Origin of the sequence: Paenibacillus sp. FSL K6-1230, from assembly GCF_038002385.1 — a bacterium.
GTDB classification, from domain to species: domain Bacteria; phylum Bacillota; class Bacilli; order Paenibacillales; family Paenibacillaceae; genus Paenibacillus; species Paenibacillus massiliensis.
The window spans coordinates 2,106,291-2,126,497 of sequence record NZ_JBBOCK010000001.1 but is presented as its reverse complement, the minus strand read 5'-3'; the positions used below and the strand labels follow the sequence as shown (position 1 = coordinate 2,126,497).

Sequence of the window (20,207 nt, the reverse complement as noted above, 5' to 3'; positions counted from 1 at the left end):
CTATACGTCATGAGATCAAGCTCTGCTCCATAGCTGACTTTCGTTACTTGACCGTGAACTTAAGCATCCATGCTCCATTCCTCTACTGCAGCTCAGCCTCTTCCAATTGCATGCCAATGAATCCTCTGCGTAGCATACTTTCTGCAAGCACAAGCTCCACAATGAGGTACGGTTCACGCAATCCCCGCAATCGCGCCAAAGGCTGCTGTTGCATTCCCTGCTGATTCACGACGAGCTTTTGTAGCCCACCTCCAAGCTGCCACTCGCTCCGCGTACCAATACCATCGACAAGTGGAGGCTGGACAAGCCAGTAGAGCCGCTGCTCCATTCGATCCAGATCACGCAGCAGCGCCATCCGGCTGAATAGCTGTGGCATATAGAAGCGCAGCAGTTCATGCACGGAATCGGACACGAGCAGCAGCTCACCAAGCATCAGATCAGGATAGACCGTAAGATCATGGCCTCGCACGCGGAACTGGGCTGCACTGGACTCTGGCCATTGTGTCCAATCCGCGAGACTCAAGTCCTCTCCATTCGCCTCTTCATCCCATACAGGGATAGCCGGATACACCATGCTGTGCTCCGGCTTGCCGATCCAATATTTCATGATTCCACCAGCTTCCTATTCGTTGCTACCTTACTCATCCGCTCTAATCCCACGGATACATCAGAAGAAAATTGTGCTCCTTCCAGCCAAGCCCCGTGAAGCATAGCCTCATCCACATGTAAGGCTCCCCGAAAATCAGCACCGGGCAACCAAGCGCCTGTAAAATCTGCACCCGCCAGATTAGCACCGGTAAAGCATACCGGCTCATAACCAGGTCGTTCCCAGTGCTTCTCCGCCAATAAGCCTGCCATTCCAACACAACCTCGAAAAGACGCATCACGCAGGTCTGCTCCTGTAAAGCTTGCCTCTGCCAGAAATGCCCCGCTGAAATCTGCATCACATAAGTCCGCTTCATCCCAGCGAGAGCCTACTAAATAGCCATTCGTGAATAAGCTTCCTTTACAGGAGCTTCCTCGCAGATCGCTATAATACAAATGAATTCCCGTATAATCTCCCTGCGACAGCTCGGCATGACGAAACACCTCACCGGAATACGCAAATCCATGTCTGCCTGACAGTTCATTCCCTAGCTCTTCTGCAGAGCGCTCTCTGCGATCTACCTTATACACAATCTCGCTGAGATCCCGATATTCGCCGACGCGAATTTCACATTCACGCTCAAGTCGGACACGGTTCAAGGCAGGCATCAGCTTATCTTCATGAAGTCGCAAGGTATAGCGGGCTAATGCAAGCACGTACTGATGGACGAATGCTGTTGTATTCATCATCCATCGCCGCACATCTGTCGGGTCAATCGCTCCAGCATACTTTTTGGCCGTCTGCAACAGCTCTGTCTCCACTGGCTTCAAGAAGTCATAGGCCCAGGCAGCGTCATAACATATAGAGTACGCCTGTTCATCAAGGAACCAGAGTCTGTTCGAGCCTTCTAACAAGTAGAGACCCTGTCCGCTGAGCATGGATGTTCGTAGTAGCGAGAATGTAATATATCCAAGCGCAGCTTGCTGCCCTTGTTCCTGCAAAGCTTCACATCCTGTGATGATTTCTTCTATAGAGATCCAGAATGACTGGGCTAGCTGGGTCTTATGTACCTGATAGTAAGATTCAAGCCGTTGAAGCATATCTTGCAACCGTGGGATCACCGTATTCTGTTCAAAATGCTCCATGGCTTGGGATCTGTTCATTGCTGTCTCTCACTGCCTTTTCCAGATGGATATGTGAAGGTACAGTCACCTTTTAAAAATTGGAATGACGAGAATAAATATTATGAATTGTTCTATTTTAAATACAATGTAATTTTACATTATAATAGTTAATTTTTACTATCAGGCTAATGTTTGAAATTAGTCCGTTGTGCCTTCACATTCGTGAAATTAGAATGCGTATTCCTGCAGCTTTTCAGTATGATAAGAATAGCTATAAGGATTGTTAGACATGAGATTAAAATGGGTAAATGTATAGTCTCGAAGGTCTGCTGGGGAATCTGTAACGTTTAGCAAGTGATCCATGGATCGTGCATATTATTTAAGCGTCTATGAAACGTGACTGAAGTCAATAACTGAGGGACTGCTGATGAAGAACGGTCATGTAGATCAAGCAGAGGAATGTTACCAACAAGCTGAACGGTAGAAAGATGCCATTATTTATTGTTACACGAACTTATAATGAGAAGATTATATAACGGCTCTTATAGAGCATATTTAGGATGGTAGCAAGAGCCCGCTGTATGCAGAGTACCCTTTGTCCGTTGGTACAACACATTGAACACTGACACAGTCGGCTCAATTTGTATCAGCTTAAAAAACCAGTCGGCGGTTTTCAACTCCTTCGACTGGTTACCTCAACTTGTAAGAAACTTTAATCACTTATACTATGTAGAGAAAACTCAAATACTTTGATTGTGATCTTGATTCTTAAGCTTCACCCTTATGATCTTGCACTTGGTACCCTGTTCCTGGCACATAAACACCACATGCAAATATTAAACTAAATACGGTTAGTAGTAACACGATTCTTTTTTTCACTTTGATGCACCTCTTTAAATAATTTTTGATACTCTGACTGCGTATCAGTACTTGCATACTTTCTAAACGTTTCAAATAACCCCACACATTTAACAACAATTGTGTCATAGTTAATTGTAGTTGATTTTGCCAAACTTTTTAATAAATACTTATAACCAATCTCATATTCGCCCTTATGTAGATAATATTCTGACAGTTCATAGAATAGACGTGCAAGCCGTTCCGACTTTAATCTTGTATTATTCATCCCTGGTGTATCCTTACTATCCATTAACAAGCTAATTTCATGGGCAAAGTGTTTGAAAATGGGTGCTGCATCAATATTAAAGCGATTGGCTAGTTCGGCAATATTAAGTAATGACAGTAGGATGTCATCCTTTTGCGTATCAATATAGGACACATAATCCATTAGAACACTTAAATCTCCAGAGAAAAGTTTTGTGACGTAGGCATTGGTTTTTGCCCATTCCTTGAATAACCCCTTCCAATGAAGTGTTTCTTCATCGCTCTCCTTAACCCAGTCCAGATCAGCGTAACCTGAAATGAATTGCAAAGCTCGCTGATAGTCTCCTAGCTCATGGCATACTTCACCGCGAAGCAAGTCGCTGTATGCAATATATACAAATAACGGTCTGCTTAGTTTATGATGCGAATCCTCATCACTAACCGCTTTCCTACGTTCTGAAAAGTAATTCATTCTGGCTTTGGTTCCCATACGTTCTGCGAAATTATCTAACTTGTCCCATTTACGTAGAGATCGATATAAATTGGCTAGATCCTTTAGTGCATCAAGCTGTAATATTTCATCCAAGCGTTCTACGTAGGGTTCGAACTGTGCTGCAATACGAAGGTTTTGCATTTGATCGTCACTAATCCTAATCGTAAATAAACGATACTGGCAGAGTGCAAGACGTTCGGAATGCTGTGAACGCTCTGTTACTGCCACAGCTTCATAGATCAAGGCCGCTGCGTCTTTATGCTCTTCCTGTAGTAGCTCCTCTGCTCCATCAAACAAAACGATGCAGTAGATTGGATTGTCCAACAGCCAACTGACAATCTGCTGAATGTACTCCATTTTGTTTAACTGAGCGCATCTGAAAATAAATGGTCTTATCCGTCTCCAATTGGGCTGGTTAGCTGTTATGTTATCTTGTATGTAAATTTCGTAAAAATGACCTTCCGGGAGTCCCATTATGCTAGTAATTCTGTCCAATTGGTTAATCGCCATGATTTTACCGCCCGTAATCACAGAGCTGAGTGTTCCAACATTCAACCCTGTCATCCGTCCCAAATCACTAAGTTTCAACTGTTCACGTTCCATAAATTGTTCTACTTCTGAGCGTATCGTGGTTGTATGATTCAAGATAACCACCCCTTCAAATGTTGACAACTTTCACGGAAAAGCATGAAGCTAGACAAATAATCAATAAGTTAGTGCCCTTAATTATTTCACCATGTAATAATACCACTTTATGGTATAAGAGTGCATCTTTATCAGGGGAATTTGTACAAAGCAAAGGCTCAGCCATCTGATTGAAAGCTGAGCCTTTTGCTTTGCCACTAATTCATCCTATAGTTCTGTCCACGATTCAAGCTTACCAGTATAAAAGTGTAGATACGTACTTCCATAAACCCATTGTTCTATTTTTAACGTGCTGCTAGTATATGAATTTACATCATCAGGTTCTCCCCATGAAAGAAAAACTTAGTCTTAATTCATGCCTGTAGAAATCTTCTGCTGTGAAATCTTGCTCCATATCACGGATGACCATTCGGGATATGGTACCTTGGGATTGGAAATATAAAAACCACCTCTAATTGGGTCAGAAGGTTCTATATAAAAGGTGGCTTGAATGTTTGATATGCTCAATTTGAATATTTCGCCTTAATGACTAAACTCTTTGATATGGGCTATTCGTCTATTACAAAACTTAAAAGTTGATGTTAATTTCAAACTATTTACTAGCACCCTGTTTTAGTTTCTTTACCCTGCTATTGACTCTTGGTAATACTCCAAATAGTTATAGATTGCTCTTTTTAAAAAGCTAAAACTAGTCAAGTCACATGTGTGTGCTGATATATTCTCAAAATCTGATTTATCCAAATGCTTTTTACCAATCATCGAATTTAAGTAGCAAATATATAAACTTAATAACTGCTTTCCAGGTACCAGCTTCCAAATACAATCTTCATATCCGTTTTTTATTTTATTTTCAATACTCAGATATAGGCCAATGAAGCCCATTTTTTTTGATTCTAAATATTCACAATATACTGTTTCTTTTATATATTTTCTAATTTTAAGTTCATCTAAAAAATATGAACTATTATCGTTAGTGAAATATGCCGCTTTCAAACCAGTATTAGAAACATCAATATCCAACTTTTGAACAACCATAAAAATTGTAAGCAATTTTTTATAACATATGCTTATTTTTTCTAACCAATTTAAGATATTCAGGTTTCTTTTACAACTTTCAATACCTTGGTTGGTTCTACTATTTATGATAGACGCCCCAGCATTCTCATCAACTAAGTAATTTTCAATAGAGTATCTTTCTAAATAAATAAAATTCTTATCTGTGACCATATTGTTTTCTAAAATAGTATCAAAATCTAGATCAGCAATATAAAAGCATGCCTTTTTAGTAGCTTCGCTATAATCAGATTTGCTACGTTTATAAAGATTTATTAGGTTCCTTTTTCCGTTTACAGCGTGAACATTAGTTACTTTTAAAGTATCACCCAACAACCTATATAGGATAGTTTCATAGATATGAACACCAGCCGCATCCTCTATATAAACTATGACATCATCTAAGGCATCATATAGAATCGGGAAGGCCATGTATGCTTCTGTAGAATGCTGCGGAATAATATCATTAATGTTATTCATATATAAATTCCCCTGCTTTCCTTTCAAAGAGCGGTATGCACTTTTCTCTATATCTTCCGACAATCTCTGCAGAATGAGTAGCAAAGATAATTTGTAACTCTGGAGCAATAGATAGTATTGAGCTAGTAAAGTCCCTTTGCCATGAAACATCGCAAGAGTATAACTCCGTTTTCATCGAAAGACCCCTGAAGCGGAATCAGGTTGATTACTCGTATCCCGTCTGATATCTCAGAATAAAATGGTAGTTTGAAAAGAATAATCCCTGTCAAAACCAGTATATATACTACAAACAATACGATTGTAAGAATATTTCGCTTTTCGCTTTTCATTGTCAATTTCCTCCTTATGGTTGCTTACGCCTTCGGCAAGTCCATCCAAAACATAACACCGTCCAGGACGTTTCCACATACACTAGATTCAGTATCGATCACTTAATTCAACCCAATATATAGTGTCTTGTAAATTGATAATTCGAAAGATGCAGTGACGATATAGCAAAATATTAAGCGAAAGGTAAAGGATATTGCTGGTTATCGTTCATATTAAAAGCTTTTAAAATTAGAATGAGAACGATAAAGTCTGATCTGTGCTATAAAAATTGGTCGCTGGAAGCTCCCCTTTCAAGCATAGTACTGCAGACCATTTAGAAAATTCTCCGTTACCTCATTTTTTATGTTATTATCCTTCTTCCATCTGCACTCCTGCTTTGGAGACAAAAAAAGAGTCGTACACCTCACCGTGCAACGACTCTCCACTCTGCCATTAACCTTCCCACAAATCATGGATTGGGCAATTCCATCTGTAAAGGAAACTGCTCCATATCCTTCGACATCAGACCCAAGCGCTTAGCAACAAATCCTTTGCTAGTTGCTCCTTTTTGGCAGAGCTGACCATATTGGCTATCGACGGAATATCGGTCAATTAGGAACGATTCTGCCCATGATCCAAACTGATCTTCAGACCATGAATGTTCAAGTACAAAATCCACTACTTGAAATAAGCTACCAACATGAACCTTTTTAGCACCTTACGTTGGGCATGGTCCCAATTGCGGAATGCAGCGTCCATAAAGTCAATCTTGTGTTCAATTAGCTCTGTTACTGGAGTTGGGACCTCATCCAAGTTTGATATGAACTGATTCAAACTCGCTCCCCCAAAATCAATGTCTTGTTTGGAAGCTGAAGCAATGAACTGCCAGATCAGTTGCTCATCCACATACCGATTGCGATCTGCCTTGGTAAAGGCGATCTTTTCAAAGAACAAATGCTGCCCTAGCTCCTGCACTGACTCACGAACAGCAGGACTTACTTTGACTCGCGTTTTCTCCGTAGAAGTCAACGGAACGGATTGATTCACCCTGTAGAACATCTCCTCCACTTCTTCAAAGCTACACTCACGAAATTCCGTAACCGTGAAGTTGTAGGTAAGGAATTCAAATTGTGCTTCAGAAGACAATTCATTGTATCGCTTGCCAGCAATGGCTTCACTATTGAAATCGGCAGTTCCCTTGCTCAGCTTATAATTGCTATCAGCAAAAAAAGAAAACAGACTCCCAACGCTGCCTTCCATCAATAACCCAGATGTAACCATCGCCGTTATCCCAAACGAGAATGTTGGGGATATAACGGTCTCGAATAACTGAATCCACGAGATAGGAACGGCGATCATTCTTCCACACGCTGTTGCGCTGAAACGGGAGATCAAAGCGAATACGCTCCCGCATGTTCAAAAGGCTTTTTATTGTACGCTGAATACTGGATCTTTTCATGAATAGTCCTCCTCAAAATAAAGAAACAGGACAGCATAAATCTGTCCTGTTTCTCATCAAATTTCAAAAGCTTCATATACAGATTCATCTTCAAAAGAAGAAGCTTTAACAACTCGGTCTGAAAACCCCTGTACTCCCTGGATTGACTCCGTACCGAGTAATAGAGAAAGGACTGAAAATCCATCCCTTCTCCTTTTTCAACTGATTCCAGTAGCGAATGTATTCATCATTCACATGAGCTTCACCATCTGTAACAAAGATAGTGTCCGCTTGCTGGAATCGGCTCTGTTTAATCACCTCAGCAGATTTCGTCAACGGGGCCGTGAAGCTTGTTCCTCCACTCAAAAATACTGTAGCGAGTCGAATCATATCCTGGACACTACTTTTTCCGCGCTCATAGATTGTAGGTTCTTTAGCTTGTGTAGAAAACGGAATCCAAGCAAATTCCCTTCTTTACTTCCGAGCAATACTCATAAGCGCTAAAGCAAATCCTTTAGAGAGCACATCTTGATTCTTCATACTACCTGATTGGTCCAGACAAAGAATGATTGGCCCTTTCCCAAGCTACTCGTGGCCCTTCCGTATCATACTGAAACCGTTCCGATACTATCTCATTAAGGTTTTAAGCTGTGTAGGATTCAAAACGCCCCATCCCACATCAAAAACCAGTCAATAATTTCTATCAGCTCGTATACACCTGCTTCACATCCAGATTCCTGTACTGGATCGCCTCCGCAACATGAGCTCCTTCAATATACTCTTCTCCAGCCAGGTCCGCTATCGTCCGGGCCATCTTCAAGATGCGGTCATAGGAACGCATGCTCAGTCCAATCGCTTCCACCGTATGCTCCAGCAATTGCTCTGCCTCGCGGTTCAGCTCCGTATACTTGCGTAGCAGCCTTCCAGATAGCTCACTATTCCAGGCAATTGGCAGCTTGGCATACCTTTGAGCCTGTACAGCCTGAGCCTGCAATACCTGCTGTCGCATATCGTGGGACGAGAGATTCTCCGTTTCCTTACGCCATTCCTTCGGGCGTGGCACCTCTACCTGCACATCAATCCGATCCAGTAGAGGTCCGGAGATGCGTGAGCGATACTGCGCGATTCTGGCTGGACTACAGCTACAGACCTCACCATGAGATTCTCCACTTAACAGTCGGCCACATTGACACGGATTCATCGAAGCGACCAGCATAAATTGAGCGGGAAAGGTGAATACAGCTCGAGAGCGGCTAATTGTCACGTGGCGATCTTCCAGCGGCTGCCGGAGCACCTCCAGCACCTGACGGTTGAATTCAGGCAGCTCGTCCAGAAATAATACGCCCCTGTGTGCAAGACTCACCTCACCGGGACGAGGAATGCTACCTCCTCCGATCAGACCAGCTGAAGAAATCGTATGATGCGGGGAACGGAAAGGACGCTGACGTATAAGCCCCGTAGGTGCTTCCTTCAATTTGCCGGCCGCACTTAAAATCTTCGTGACCTCCAAAGCCTCTGACTCTGTTAAAGCTGGCATGATGGTGGGCAGACGCTTGACCAGCATGGTTTTGCCGGTTCCTGGCGGGCCAATGAACAGCAGATTATGCATGCCCGCCGCAGCAATCACTAGCGCTCGCTTAGCCTGCTGTTGACCAAGCACATCTGCATAATCCTCGACAACATTGGGTGTTGTCGCTCTCAATGGATGCCCAGACTCTGATTGTCCTCGTCCTGCAGGGAAGGAAAGTGATTGTAACGGCGCATACGTCGAAATTCGTATAGGCGCCTTGGCTCCCTTTAACCCGCGAAGCTCCGCTATCACACTTTCACTGTCAATCACTTGGTGAGTAGCCTTGTCAGCTTCTTCGGCAACAGTCTCCCTATCAACGGCCTCCTTATTGTGATCTGCACTACTCACGGTATGTCCTGCTTCATATGAATAACCGCCTTCATCCTGATCATTCGCTACATGGATTAGATCGCGCAAATGATTCAAAGGGTATACGTTGATACCGCTAATGAGGCAGGCTTCCTCCCAGTTCTCCTTCGGCAGGAGTACGCTGCTGCAGCCCTCTCTTTTCGCTGCATCCACCATGGAGAGTACCCCGTTGACAGGACGTATACTCCCATCCAAAGCCAGCTCACCAATGAACAGTGTCCGCTCCAGCATAGGCAGTACGACCTGTCCACTAGTAGCCAATAGACCAATAGCAATAGCCAGATCGAAGGCGGTTCCCTCCTTTCGCAAATCTGCCGGGGCTAAATTAATCGTCACCCGCTGAGCAGGATAGGTGAACCCACAATTTTTGATGGCTGCTCGTACACGTTCGACAGCTTCCCGGATAGCCGAATCCGGAAGACCAATGATAGCTGTCTGTGGCAGGCCATTGGCCAGATCCGTCTCAACCTCAATGAGCACACCATCAATGCCATACAGACAAGCACTGTCCAATTTTCCATACATCACAAAAACACCCCATTCATCTATATTTGAGCATGACTTTAACGCCTGCTTATACATGAAAAGGGTGCTTCCACTATTTCACTAGCTTCACGAACTGTAGCTATAAAGTTAAAAAATGATGTGCCGATCATGATGTATTTGAAGAGATACTCGCTGGATGGCGAATAAAGGGTTTTGACTACGCTTGTGCTGCCTAATTCATGCAAAGCTTATGAGGCTGAGCCCATAGTCTAAATAGTTAAGTTAAGAGTCTACCGATCGAATAGGGTAAGCTTCTCTACTGCAGCTGTACGTGGCTGTGCTTTCGGAATCACATCAGGATATCCACCGTAGATCATTGCCACTACTTTTTCACCAGGCAAAATATCCAATTGCTCACGGAATTTAGGACCATAGAGGAACGGCTTCGTTACCCAGAAGGTTCCAATTCCCTTGCTCCAGCCAGCAAGCATAAAATTCTGAACAAGCGCGCTTACAGCCGCATAGTCCTCATCCCACACCAACTGCCGCGGATCTTCCTTCATCACGACTACAAGCTGGAATGGATTATGCAAAATCCCCTCTGCAAAGCGATTATTCTCCTCCCCAATCTCTGCAGAGATGGCATCGACCAAGCGCTGACGGCCATCTCCCGTAAAGAGCAAGAAACGCCATGGCTCACGAAGCTTATGATTCGGCGCCCATACCGCGACATCCAGCAGCTCTGTAATGGTCTCCGTCGGAATTGGATCTGGTTTGAACCTTTTAACTGTTCTCCGGTCACGAATGACATCCAGCACCTGCTCCGGGAATTTCACTTCTGTATTTGATTCTGAATTTGTGCTCATATGACTTCCTCCTCAAGTATCTATTCATACGATTTGGCTACTTATAGCAGTAGCCTAAAGAATATCGAGTTATGTAGCTCCCAATCCTGCTTGACAGGCTATCGTATTCCAAATACAGACTATTCAGACAGAATGTCCTGTCATTATTATCTGACATCATCAACTATTCGCTTATAAACTTGAATTTAAATTTGAATTTAGATTCAAATGAGAACACTTCTCAATAATTAAACTATAGCTTCTCCCATTCCTCTTGTCAAACAAGCTTTATTTGATAAGGCAACTAGTCAGTTTCAAGACAAGGGAATAAAAAAGACTGACTATCCTGATCTAACTAAGGACAGACAGCCTGTGTGCTTCACGGCTCATAATAATTGATAAAATTCATGATTACAGAACCCTTTGTCTATGGACTGCAATCACTTATAACATTAGAACGCCGAACATATATGTTCGGTCACCTGGGCTTTCCCGTCTGGTAATAACTGTACAGCAACGACATCAAACCGTACAGGCCAATCCTGAACACCCTTCATATGCATGTAGATTGCGGCCACATGGCGAACCTGTGCTTGCTTGCGTGCATTTACAGACTCAGTAGCAGTACCATAGGCTGATCCTGATCGACTACGCACCTCCACAAATACAAGTGAGCCCTCATCCTCTACGATGATGTCGATCTCACCGCTTCTACAGCGCCAGTTGCGCTCACGCAAGAGATAGCCCTGTTCCTGTAAAAAATCGACCGCCGTCAACTCACCCAAACTTCCTTTGTCACGTCTTGTGGCTCTAGCTTTGGGAGCAGAAATCCTTTGTCCATCCCACTCAAAGCTATTCATAGGAACTGCCTCCGGCCTGCTTATCCATCCGGTAAATATAAGTCAGTACCTCTGCTACAAGATGATACAGCTCTGTAGGAATCTGCTCATCCAGATCCAGCTTCGATAGCACTTCTACAAGGGCGGGGTCCTCCTGCACAGGAACACCGTTCTCTCGGGCCTTCTCCAGAATCGTCTCCGCTAGACGACCGCTTCCTTTTGCCACGACGACAGGAGCATCATGCTCCCCTGGTGCATATTTGAGAGCGACGGCTTTTTTCCTTGCCAGGGATGTTTGCTCTGACGAATCACTCATATTTTCACATCCACCCCTTTGTACGTCTGCGGAGCATATTCCTCCGCCACCCGCACTGGTGCATCCAACTCCTGCTCAGCTCGTACTGGCATCGGCTCGGCTCGTAAGGACAACAGCTGATAGCCGATGCCTGCCAGCCCTTCTGTGACGCTATCTCTACCGCTTTCCAGTAATGCCCCGGCCCATTCGCTATCATTGTGCACTTTGACACTAACGATACGATCCACTACCTGCACATCCAGCAGCGTCGGTCCAAGAGCATGCATATCCAGATCGAACCATAGGCGGCAATTCGCCGGGTCCAGCTCGCCTTTCTTGCCACGCCGAGACTGAATCTGTACCGAGGCCGTCTCCTGTCCATCTGGGCCTATGAAAGGTATGAACAGATGCACCTGTGCAAATGGAGCTGTGCGATCCGTATTCAGCAGTAGCTGTTGACCTGTAAGGTGCTGGACCACCTGCTGTGCCGCCTCCCGCAGCGCAGGCGGCACATCGTCGCTGCTGCTCATCAGCTGCAGCAGCATTCCCTTGACTGTGGCAGCAGCATCCGCCTGCTGCCCATTCGCTGCCTGTGCCAGGCCAGGCAGCTCTCTTCCCGCCCCGCTACCATTCGCGGGGCGAAGCACCTGCTGCTCGTGCTCTGCACCGAGCAGCTTCAGCAGCCGCCCTACCCACGGCTCCGCTTCGCGGGTGGCGGGCGGCTGCACTGCGGTCTCCGCGGCAGGCCTAGCGGAGACTTCTCCGGGCTGTGGCGTATCGCCAGCCCGCCCGGTTGCCGCGCCTTGGCTATGCTCCGGCGCGGATGCTTGTGCTGGTGCCAATGGAGTAGGCACCAGTCCTCGCAGCTCCTGCAGCACCGTACGGAGCTGCTGAAGCTGCGCACCGGACTGCGGCGTTCCTGTCGCCGCAGCCTTCCCGTTCCCAACGCTGGCCTCTGCGCGTCCCGCTGCAGCAGGCCCTTGATTCGATGTACTCTCGCCAGCAGCCTGCTGGGTCAGAGCTGCTGCACCAGATGCGTTAGCAGCAATAACGCCTGTCATTGGGGACCCTGCTGCCGTATTGCCCGTTGCTCCAGTCAGACCAGTAGCTCCACCAGCTGTCGTTACAGTCGTGCCCGTTGCTCCTGACTGTGATCCATTAACTGCCGGGCTTGCTCCGCCGGTTGTATTCCCTGTTGCTCCTGCTGTACCACCCGTTCCCTGCTGTGATCCAGCCTGAACGGTTGTAGGGGCTCCTGAAGAAGCTAACGGCTGTCCTTGACCTGTATTCCCTGCTCCCATACCAGTAGGAGCAGGGGCTCCAGCTGCTGTACCTGTTCCTTGAGGGGATACACTGCCAGTAGCCGCTCCTGCACTTGCAGACGTACCAGCATTGATCGTAGTCGCAGCATTACCTGCTCCACCTGATGTTGGTGATCCATTTGCCGTACTCGTGTTGTTGCTTCCCTGCCGCAATGCTTGATCCACCAGCTTCTCCAGAGAAGTCAGCAGTTGATCAAGTGAAGGTCCGAAGATCGCCTGCTGAAGACCGGCAATGCTTTGTGGAGTCATGGGAAGTCCACGCTGAAGAGCTACCGCCGCCGACTGGACGAGCGTATCCAGCTTGGCTCCGCCTGGAAGTAGCTGATTGGCAACCTCACGCAAGCTCTTGGCGTTATCCTGCGTCAGAGGAATGCCGTTACGCTGCATCAATTGAATAAGCTCACGATTGTCCGCAGTGTCTGGTAAGCCAACCGATTTCAGCACCTCTGACAGCGACACCGACGGCAATGGTAGATACGGGGATTGGGACAAAGGCTTGAGCACCGCCATCCCGTTCTCGCCGGGAGGCTGCACCTGTAGCAAGGTCGTCTGACCTGCCTGTAGCGGTGTCTCCAGCTTGGCCCGTACCTGTGCACCTTGGATTTGAATAACCGCTTCGTTGCCGTCATCGGATACCTGCATGACCGTGCCCCGCACGACCTGCCCCGTCTGCAGCTCCAGCTTTTTACTGTCTCCGGCTTTGGCATCTCCCATCAACCCGCGGATAACCGATCCGATGTTCATGGCGAACCTCCTTACATATCAGGATTAATATCATCTATATGCATACTGCAGCATGTGCTAGAGCACGTTGTACGAATTGCTACCACACGGTGGGCCTGTCCTCATGTTGTCTTCTTGTATATCTGTTCATTCGTTTCTTTTCTTGTATATATCGGTCATTTCAAGATAAGTTATGAGTCCGCTTACCGGAACGCGCCACTTCTGAATACAGAAAGCCATCGCTTACAGCTGGATATAGGTAGCAGACAAGATGTTCTTCCGTACATACGTGATGACGTACATTAAGTACCATTATGATGACGTACATTAAGTAACATATTAAGGTTCAATATCAGATCAAATTACAAATCAAACAGTGTAGGCTGCTCGGTCAGCAGACTGCCAAGGAAGCTTCTTCGATGCATCGGCGTTGGCCCCAAGGCCACAATCTGCTCTCTATGCAATTTGGTTGCATACCCCTTATGTATGGCAATACCGTATTCTGGATACTTGGCCTCCCATTCCGTCTGGCAGAGGCGGTCACGAGTGACCTTTGCGATAATGGATGCGGCAGCTATGGATTGACTGTTTGCATCCCCTTTAATAATGGATAATTGCGGGATATCAATCGCTACCTTTTCGGCATCGACCAGCAGATAATCGGGAGCTAGCTGCAAGCCTTCCACCGCCTGCTTCATGGCCAGACGAGCTGCTTGCTTGATGTTGATCTCGTCAATCACCTGGGCACTCACGAAGCCGATCCCGACCGCTAGTGCTTTGTCCATAATCTGCTCATAGTACATGTCCCGCTTCTTGTCGCTCAGCTTTTTGGAATCCGTTACACCCTCCAGCTCCAGCCCAGGAGGTAAAATAACGGCGGCAGCTACTACATCGCCGAACAAGCAGCCACGGCCTACCTCATCAATTCCGGCTATGAATTGGTAGCCTCCCTTCCAGCATTCACGTTCATAACGCAACATTTCACTCATTACAGCACCCGCTTTACATATATTTCGACTTCATAATAGCCATGGCCCTACCATACTAGTCCCTGACCGAACTGATTATGTAACGATCAGGAGAGCACAGTCGTTATTGGACATCGAGAAGTCCTTGAGATACGAAGGGTCCGCCCCATGCTTGCTGTCTATCTGCTCATCACCTCGCGCAATAGAACAGCAAGCTTAACAGCCATCATCAGAGCTCTCCGCTTGCAGCGGCTTATATTTTCCAAGCTATTTTCATGAGGATATTCATATGGATACAGCCCATCTTAACATATTTATGAGTCCACATTACAGAGAACTTCTACCACCAATTTCTGTCTAAGCGAATATCTGGCTGGCTTCCAGTGGATAACTGACATTTATAAATGCATTAACCTTCATGCTCGATCATATACAAAAAAACCTTCCGCATCTCTGAATGAGACACGAAAGGTGCTTCCTCTCGCTTGCCTATAGCTTAGACCAACATGATGCGAGTAGCACACTAGATCTTCACATCACCTAGTAAGGTGACTCCAGTGTCAAGCGTCCCAGCTTGCCTGCACGCAAATCACGTAGAATTACCAGCGAAGCCTTCTCCAAGTCTACGTGTCCACCACTAACGATACAACCACGCTTGCGTCCTACCGCTTCCATAACCTCTACAATCTCGTTAGGGTTCTCAATATCCTGCGGTTTCTCCGTTAACCCGTATCGCTCAGCCATCGTATCCCAGTAATATTGAACCAAGTATTTGACCCCGAAAAAGGCTACATCCTCAACGTTCAAAATCTCTTCCTTAATGGCGCCGGTTACAGCCAGACGATACCCGACATTTTGATCCTCGAACTTGGGCCACAGGATACCTGGTGTATCCAACAGCTCAATCTCGCCAATTTTGATCCATTGCTGCGCCTTGGTTACGCCAGGACGATCACCCGTCGCTGCAATATTCCTGCCAGCCATGCGGTTAATAAGTGTGGACTTTCCGACATTCGGAATTCCTACAATGAGAGCCCGAATTGCTCGTGGATTAATCCCCTTCGCAAGCTGTCTGTCGATCTTCTCCTTCAGCAAAAGCTTGGCTTGTACAGGTATATCCTTAATCCCTGTTCCCGTCTGCGCATCGACCTGCAGTGCTGCATGGCCCTGCTCTTTAAAATATGCGATCCATTCCTGTGAGACCGCCGGGTCCGCCAAATCCGCCTTGTTCATGACAATCATCCGCGGCTTCCCCTGCAAAATCTCGTCAATCATCGGATTACGGCTGGACAGTGGGAGCCTTGCATCAATTAGTTCGATAACCAGATCAATCAGCTTCAGCTTCTCCTGTATTTGGCGGCGCGCTTTGGTCATATGTCCAGGAAACCATTGAATCGTCACCGTCATCACCTCATTCTACAAGCCGTTAAGTGGCATGAAGCCATTCAACCGCTTATTCACTATGATTAATCCATTTCATATCTTTGATGGGCCAGAAAATAACATCAGCTCGCCCTACAATCTCATCCAGCTTGATGTAACCGATCCGGCGACTGTCTGTGCTGTTGGAGCGATTGTCTCCCATGACAAATATTGTTCCCTCAGGGACTTTATCGTCAGTTACCATTCCATTCGGGAAATCCATCAGGGAATTATACTCCCGTCCCTCTGCTTGAGCTTCCTCAACAGCCTCGTGAATATATGTCTCAGGAATAGGCTCTCCGTTTACCGTAACCTTATCCCCTTCTACTTTGACCGTATCTCCAGCGACAGCAATAACGCGCTTAATGAAGTCTCGTCCCTCTTCAGGCACATGGAATACGATGACCTCTCCACGCTTGGGTTCACGGATGCTATACAGAATTTCATTCACAATAACCCGTTCTCCGGTATGAAAATTAGGCTGCATCGATGGACCTTCCACAATGAATGGCTTGAACAAGAACCAACGGATCAAAAAGACAACAATCAGCGCTATTGCAATGGCCTTAACCCATTCCAGAATCTCATTCTTCTGCTTCTCGCCTGAATTCCCGCCTTGATGTACCGACTGCTCGCCAGCACCCTGCCCGTGTGGCTGCTCCATAGCTCAGACTGCTCCCTTCTTGTCGATTACTTGTACTCTATGTATCATGATTCGATTACGAGACCGCCTGATGAATCAGTACAGTCTCTCCGAACTTCTCCAGAAAAAAACGAAAGGAGCTTGTAATCAAGCCCCTCACGTTATTCGTTATATTAACGAATTTCTTTAATTCTCGCTGCTTTACCGCGCAGTTCACGAAGATAATAAAGCTTCGCACGACGCACTTTACCACGGCGAGCCACATCGATTTTATCGATTTTTGGGGAATGAAGCGGGAAAGTTCTTTCCACACCTACACCGTAAGAAATTTTACGAACTGTAAAAGTCTCACTAATTCCACCACCACGGCGCTTGATCACAACACCTTCGAACAATTGGATACGCTCACGAGTTCCCTCGATAACCTTAACGTGCACTTTCAAAGTGTCGCCAGGACGAAAGCTCGGAATATCCTTGCGAAGTTGTTCTTGAGTAATCGCTTGGACGATATTCATCTAGGACTCCCTCCTTCCGTACAGGTGTTCATGCATCTTCCAGAAACTCATCCGTTTCCTTCATCATCCACAGCGGACCACCGTATTACACACAACAGATGTATCATATCATGGAGGGCACCGTATTGCAACAACAATTAGAGGGGCTTATATAATTTGTTGATTTTTGCTGGTGTATCCTTTCCTTTGAAGCCAGCCTATACTGACTCCCGCGTGATCTACATCAAGTCATGTATTTAATTATAGACATCTACCTGCACGATTACAAATGCCTGCGACAGCCGTCAAGACAGTCAGCTCTAGCGATGATCTACGACCTGAAATGTCTGACAGACGAGTAACAAATCCGGGGTAAACGTTATGCCATGAAGTCCTAATTCCCACGTGAAGAATTTGACGTGCTCTTGGTACCAGTAATCATAGCTCAAATCTCCCTCGCCCTCAGACCTTGCGAACTCGGCTGTGACATCCTTCATTTTGACCAAGTCTATGTTGGTATATTGGATGATTGCTAGCGGTTCATTGTCTCCATCCAATATAATCGCGTAATCATTCACTTGCGGGATCGGCTCCCCTTCAAGCTCATGGACACAATGTGCAGCGCATGTCCCTGTTTTGATGCCTTGAACGACCAAGCCTCCCAGCTCATCTCCCATTTCTTTGGAGCCATCTCCGAACATCCATGCTGGTGGGACACTGAGAGAAAGCCCATGTTTGCTGGCATAGGTGTTCCAATATGATTCAATTGTATTCGTATTCATTCTATACCTCATCTTGCAATCACCAGTCTGATGATCATTTTGCGGATAAAGCTTAATCGTTGCTTACCAAAGTAGAACCCAACACCATAATCAGCTTATGAGCAGTATGAAGCCGATACAAGCGGAGAGCCTTACTGATCACTGTTAGACCCACTACACTTTCAAACGAAGTTATAAGCAGATACGGCAGTTGGCTTGCACTCGTTGTACTAGGGTTTGCGCACGTTTCGCTAGTGGCTATACTTCCCAGGTAATCAACCTGAATTTATTGGATCAAGGTACTAGGTGTTTTCCTGCTCCAGCTTACGCAGCCACTCCCGCTCCTTGGCCGTCAGCTCTGCCTGCTCTAGCAGCTCAGGCCGACGCTCCCACGTTCGACGCAAAGATTCCTGTCGCCGCCACTGCTCAATATTCGCGTGATGGCCGGAGAGTAGAATGTCGGGCACCTTCCACCCACGGAATTCAGGAGGACGCGTATAATGTGGATATTCAAGCAGACCTGTGCTGAAAGAATCCGTGATCGCACTGCTCTCGTTACCCAGCACTCCAGGCAGCAGTCTTACTACACTATCAATGACCGTCATGGCTGGCAGTTCTCCGCCAGTGAGCACATAGTCGCCAATAGACAGCTCGTCCGTCACCAGATGCTCCCGAATGCGCTCATCGTAGCCTTCATAGTGCCCACAGACAAAGATCAGATGCTCTTCCCGAGACAGCTCCTCTGCCTTCTGCTGGGTAAACGTATCCCCTTGCGGGCACATCAGAATGATGCGTGGCTGTCTTCCTCCCTGAGCACCCGAATTCTCCTGCTCATCCGCCTGCTTGCGTGCCAGCAAGTCCTCCACGGCGGCGAATATCGGATCTGGCTTGAGCACCATCCCTCCACCACCGCCATAGGGCGTATCATCGACGGTATTATGCTTGTTCGTTGCGTAGGCCCGGAAATTAACTGCTTCCAGTGAGACGATTCCCTTCTCTCTTGCCTTGCCGAGAATGCTAGTTCCGAAGACTCCCTCGAACATTTCCGGAAAAAGGGTCAATACATCCACTCTCATCTTACAATAGCCCTTCCATAAGCCGCACTGTTACACGCTTCTCAGACACATCCACCTGCAGCACAACCTCCTCGATATAAGGCAGCAGCAGATCCTTCCCGTTCTTCTGCTTCACTACCCATACATCATTGGCTCCAGGCGTTAGAATCTCCTTGATGGTACCGAGCAGCTCACCTTCCTCTGTGAATACCTCACAGCCTACAATCTGATGAAAGTAGAACTCATCCTGCCCCAGCTCGCCCTGCCGATCCGCTGTGATCTTCAGCATGCTGCCTTTATATTTCTCGACATCATTGATATTTCCATATTCCTTGAATTTCACAATGACCATATTCTTTTGGAAACGTGAAGTTTCCACCGTTACAGGAATCGGAGCTCCCTGCTCAGAGACGATAAGAAGCTCACTTCCTTTTGCAAAACGGTCCTCGGGGAAATCCGTGGAAGACAATATCTTCAGTTCACCGCGAATGCCGTGCGTATTTACGATCTTGCCGACATTTAATAACTGTTGCATCTTGCCCCTCCTGCTCTTTCACGTTCTATTAACCGGACATAACATCTTCAGCATGTACGAAAGGGGGCTAGGACATTCATCCTAACCCCCTTTCCTATATCTTAAGATATGATATCAACGGTAACCCGTTTATCCATCTTAACTGCTGCTGATGTAACCACAGTACGAAGTGCTTTGGCGATCCGGCCCTGCTTGCCGATAACCTTGCCGACATCATCAGGATGTACAGCCAGCTCATAGACGACAAGCCGATCCTTTTCAACCTTCTTCACGGTTACATCTTCCGGATGATCTACTAAAGCCTTAGCAATGATTATCACTAATTCTTCCATTTATGACCCTCCGAATCAGCAACTATTTTTGCTGTCTAAGCTCATGGTGTTTTTTCATTACACCAGCTTTGCTCAGCAGGTTGCGAACGGTATCAGATGCTTGCGCACCGTTTTGCAGCCATTTCAGCGCTTTCTCTTCATCAATGTTAACAACAGCCGGTTGTGCAACCGGGTTGTAGTAACCGATTTCCTCGATAAAGCGACCGTCACGAGGGGAACGAGAATCAGATACCACCACGCGATAGAAAGGCGCTTTATGCGCACCCATACGTTTCAGACGAATACGAACTGCCATGAAATTCACCTCCTTCAAGAA

Annotated in this window: 20 protein-coding genes; all 20 read right to left on the bottom strand. The window is 46.4% G+C overall.

Going from position 1 to position 20,207, the window contains the following annotated elements; translation table 11 throughout:
* Window positions 1-82: 82 nt before the first annotated feature.
* The 20 genes from MKX74_RS09375 to rpsP all read right to left on the bottom strand — a co-directional run bounded on the left by MKX74_RS09375 (window position 83) and on the right by rpsP (window position 20,186).
* Window positions 83-607 (bottom strand): hypothetical protein, encoded by a 525-nt coding sequence (locus tag MKX74_RS09375; protein ID WP_341178186.1) that lies wholly within the window; start codon window positions 605-607, stop codon window positions 83-85.
* Complete coding sequence (locus tag MKX74_RS09370) at window positions 604-1,749, bottom strand: pentapeptide repeat-containing protein (protein WP_341178185.1); 1,146 nt, start codon at window positions 1,747-1,749, stop codon at window positions 604-606. The genes MKX74_RS09375 and MKX74_RS09370 overlap by 4 nt, the downstream gene beginning before the upstream one ends.
* Before the next feature lie 802 nt (window positions 1,750-2,551).
* The gene (locus MKX74_RS09365; protein ID WP_341178184.1) at window positions 2,552-3,952 is read right to left on the bottom strand and encodes a transcriptional regulator; all 1,401 of its coding nucleotides are present in this window, start codon (window positions 3,950-3,952) and stop codon (window positions 2,552-2,554) included.
* Window positions 3,953-4,573: 621 nt separating this feature from the next.
* Window positions 4,574-5,485, bottom strand: a complete 912-nt coding sequence (locus MKX74_RS09360) for a DUF4435 domain-containing protein (RefSeq protein WP_341178183.1) — start codon at window positions 5,483-5,485, stop codon at window positions 4,574-4,576.
* 987 nt (window positions 5,486-6,472) lie between these two features.
* On the bottom strand, window positions 6,473-7,054 hold the full coding sequence (locus tag MKX74_RS09355) for a hypothetical protein (RefSeq protein WP_341178182.1): 582 nt from the start codon (window positions 7,052-7,054) through the stop codon (window positions 6,473-6,475).
* Entirely contained in the window at window positions 7,014-7,253 is a 240-nt protein-coding gene (locus MKX74_RS09350; protein WP_341178181.1) for a DUF262 domain-containing protein, read from the bottom strand. The genes MKX74_RS09355 and MKX74_RS09350 overlap by 41 nt, the downstream gene beginning before the upstream one ends.
* Window positions 7,254-7,935: 682 nt before the next feature.
* On the bottom strand, window positions 7,936-9,696 hold the full coding sequence (locus MKX74_RS09345) for a YifB family Mg chelatase-like AAA ATPase (RefSeq protein WP_341178180.1): 1,761 nt from the start codon (window positions 9,694-9,696) through the stop codon (window positions 7,936-7,938).
* A gap of 251 nt (window positions 9,697-9,947) precedes the next feature.
* Window positions 9,948-10,523: a nitroreductase family protein gene (locus MKX74_RS09340; RefSeq protein WP_341178179.1), complete on the bottom strand. Its 576-nt coding sequence runs from the start codon at window positions 10,521-10,523 to the stop codon at window positions 9,948-9,950.
* 431 nt (window positions 10,524-10,954) lie between these two features.
* Window positions 10,955-11,362 (bottom strand): YraN family protein, encoded by a 408-nt coding sequence (locus tag MKX74_RS09335; RefSeq protein WP_341178178.1) that lies wholly within the window; start codon window positions 11,360-11,362, stop codon window positions 10,955-10,957.
* Window positions 11,355-11,657: an EscU/YscU/HrcU family type III secretion system export apparatus switch protein gene (locus tag MKX74_RS09330; protein WP_341178177.1), complete on the bottom strand. Its 303-nt coding sequence runs from the start codon at window positions 11,655-11,657 to the stop codon at window positions 11,355-11,357. The genes MKX74_RS09335 and MKX74_RS09330 overlap by 8 nt, the downstream gene beginning before the upstream one ends.
* A complete protein-coding gene (locus MKX74_RS09325) occupies window positions 11,654-13,702 on the bottom strand; it encodes a DNA ligase (protein ID WP_341178176.1) in 2,049 nt (682 codons plus the stop codon). Before MKX74_RS09325 ends, MKX74_RS09330 begins: the two co-directional genes overlap by 4 nt.
* Window positions 13,703-14,043: 341 nt before the next feature.
* Window positions 14,044-14,670, bottom strand: coding sequence for a ribonuclease HII (locus tag MKX74_RS09320; RefSeq protein ID WP_341178175.1), 627 nt, complete (start codon window positions 14,668-14,670; stop codon window positions 14,044-14,046).
* Between the two features lie 519 nt (window positions 14,671-15,189).
* A complete protein-coding gene (gene ylqF, locus MKX74_RS09315) occupies window positions 15,190-16,050 on the bottom strand; it encodes a ribosome biogenesis GTPase YlqF (RefSeq protein ID WP_341178174.1) in 861 nt (286 codons plus the stop codon).
* Window positions 16,051-16,102: 52 nt separating this feature from the next.
* A complete protein-coding gene (gene lepB, locus MKX74_RS09310) occupies window positions 16,103-16,735 on the bottom strand; it encodes a signal peptidase I (protein WP_018883526.1) in 633 nt (210 codons plus the stop codon).
* Window positions 16,736-16,887: 152 nt separating this feature from the next.
* Window positions 16,888-17,229, bottom strand: coding sequence for a 50S ribosomal protein L19 (gene rplS, locus MKX74_RS09305; RefSeq protein ID WP_018883527.1), 342 nt, complete (start codon window positions 17,227-17,229; stop codon window positions 16,888-16,890).
* 299 nt (window positions 17,230-17,528) lie between these two features.
* Window positions 17,529-17,990 (bottom strand): ASCH domain-containing protein, encoded by a 462-nt coding sequence (locus tag MKX74_RS09300; RefSeq protein ID WP_341178173.1) that lies wholly within the window; start codon window positions 17,988-17,990, stop codon window positions 17,529-17,531.
* Between the two features lie 281 nt (window positions 17,991-18,271).
* The gene (gene trmD / locus MKX74_RS09295) at window positions 18,272-19,045 is read right to left on the bottom strand and encodes a tRNA (guanosine(37)-N1)-methyltransferase TrmD (protein WP_341178172.1); all 774 of its coding nucleotides are present in this window, start codon (window positions 19,043-19,045) and stop codon (window positions 18,272-18,274) included.
* A 1-nt stretch (window position 19,046) separates the two neighbouring features.
* Window positions 19,047-19,559 carry a ribosome maturation factor RimM gene (gene rimM, locus MKX74_RS09290; protein WP_341178171.1) on the bottom strand — a complete coding sequence of 171 codons (513 nt, stop codon included), beginning with the start codon at window positions 19,557-19,559 and terminating at the stop codon, window positions 19,047-19,049.
* A gap of 101 nt (window positions 19,560-19,660) precedes the next feature.
* On the bottom strand, window positions 19,661-19,891 hold the full coding sequence (locus MKX74_RS09285) for a KH domain-containing protein (protein WP_018883531.1): 231 nt from the start codon (window positions 19,889-19,891) through the stop codon (window positions 19,661-19,663).
* Between the two features lie 22 nt (window positions 19,892-19,913).
* Entirely contained in the window at window positions 19,914-20,186 is a 273-nt protein-coding gene (gene rpsP / locus MKX74_RS09280; protein ID WP_018883532.1) for a 30S ribosomal protein S16, read from the bottom strand.
* Window positions 20,187-20,207 lie beyond the last annotated feature (21 nt).

What these genes read in the sequence shown, in the direction of transcription:
- MKX74_RS09330 (WP_341178177.1), bottom strand. Translation starts at nt 11,657, where the DNA reads ATGAGTGATTCGTCAGAGCAAACATCCCTGGCAAGGAAAAAAGCCGTC.
- MKX74_RS09370 (WP_341178185.1), bottom strand. Translation starts at nt 1,749, where the DNA reads ATGAACAGATCCCAAGCCATGGAGCATTTTGAACAGAATACGGTGATC.
- MKX74_RS09335 (WP_341178178.1), bottom strand. Translation starts at nt 11,362, where the DNA reads ATGAATAGCTTTGAGTGGGATGGACAAAGGATTTCTGCTCCCAAAGCT.
- MKX74_RS09320 (WP_341178175.1), bottom strand. Translation starts at nt 14,670, where the DNA reads ATGAGTGAAATGTTGCGTTATGAACGTGAATGCTGGAAGGGAGGCTAC.
- rplS (WP_018883527.1), bottom strand. Translation starts at nt 17,229, where the DNA reads ATGAATATCGTCCAAGCGATTACTCAAGAACAACTTCGCAAGGATATT.
- MKX74_RS09345 (WP_341178180.1), bottom strand. Translation starts at nt 9,696, where the DNA reads ATGTATGGAAAATTGGACAGTGCTTGTCTGTATGGCATTGATGGTGTG.
- MKX74_RS09355 (WP_341178182.1), bottom strand. Translation starts at nt 7,054, where the DNA reads ATGGAAGGCAGCGTTGGGAGTCTGTTTTCTTTTTTTGCTGATAGCAAT.
- MKX74_RS09350 (WP_341178181.1), bottom strand. Translation starts at nt 7,253, where the DNA reads ATGAAAAGATCCAGTATTCAGCGTACAATAAAAAGCCTTTTGAACATG.
- trmD (WP_341178172.1), bottom strand. Translation starts at nt 19,045, where the DNA reads ATGAGAGTGGATGTATTGACCCTTTTTCCGGAAATGTTCGAGGGAGTC.
- MKX74_RS09375 (WP_341178186.1), bottom strand. Translation starts at nt 607, where the DNA reads ATGAAATATTGGATCGGCAAGCCGGAGCACAGCATGGTGTATCCGGCT.
- MKX74_RS09285 (WP_018883531.1), bottom strand. Translation starts at nt 19,891, where the DNA reads ATGGAAGAATTAGTGATAATCATTGCTAAGGCTTTAGTAGATCATCCG.
- lepB (WP_018883526.1), bottom strand. Translation starts at nt 16,735, where the DNA reads ATGGAGCAGCCACACGGGCAGGGTGCTGGCGAGCAGTCGGTACATCAA.
- MKX74_RS09325 (WP_341178176.1), bottom strand. Translation starts at nt 13,702, where the DNA reads ATGAACATCGGATCGGTTATCCGCGGGTTGATGGGAGATGCCAAAGCC.
- rpsP (WP_018883532.1), bottom strand. Translation starts at nt 20,186, where the DNA reads ATGGCAGTTCGTATTCGTCTGAAACGTATGGGTGCGCATAAAGCGCCT.
- rimM (WP_341178171.1), bottom strand. Translation starts at nt 19,559, where the DNA reads ATGCAACAGTTATTAAATGTCGGCAAGATCGTAAATACGCACGGCATT.
- MKX74_RS09300 (WP_341178173.1), bottom strand. Translation starts at nt 17,990, where the DNA reads ATGAATACGAATACAATTGAATCATATTGGAACACCTATGCCAGCAAA.
- MKX74_RS09340 (WP_341178179.1), bottom strand. Translation starts at nt 10,523, where the DNA reads ATGAGCACAAATTCAGAATCAAATACAGAAGTGAAATTCCCGGAGCAG.
- MKX74_RS09360 (WP_341178183.1), bottom strand. Translation starts at nt 5,485, where the DNA reads ATGAATAACATTAATGATATTATTCCGCAGCATTCTACAGAAGCATAC.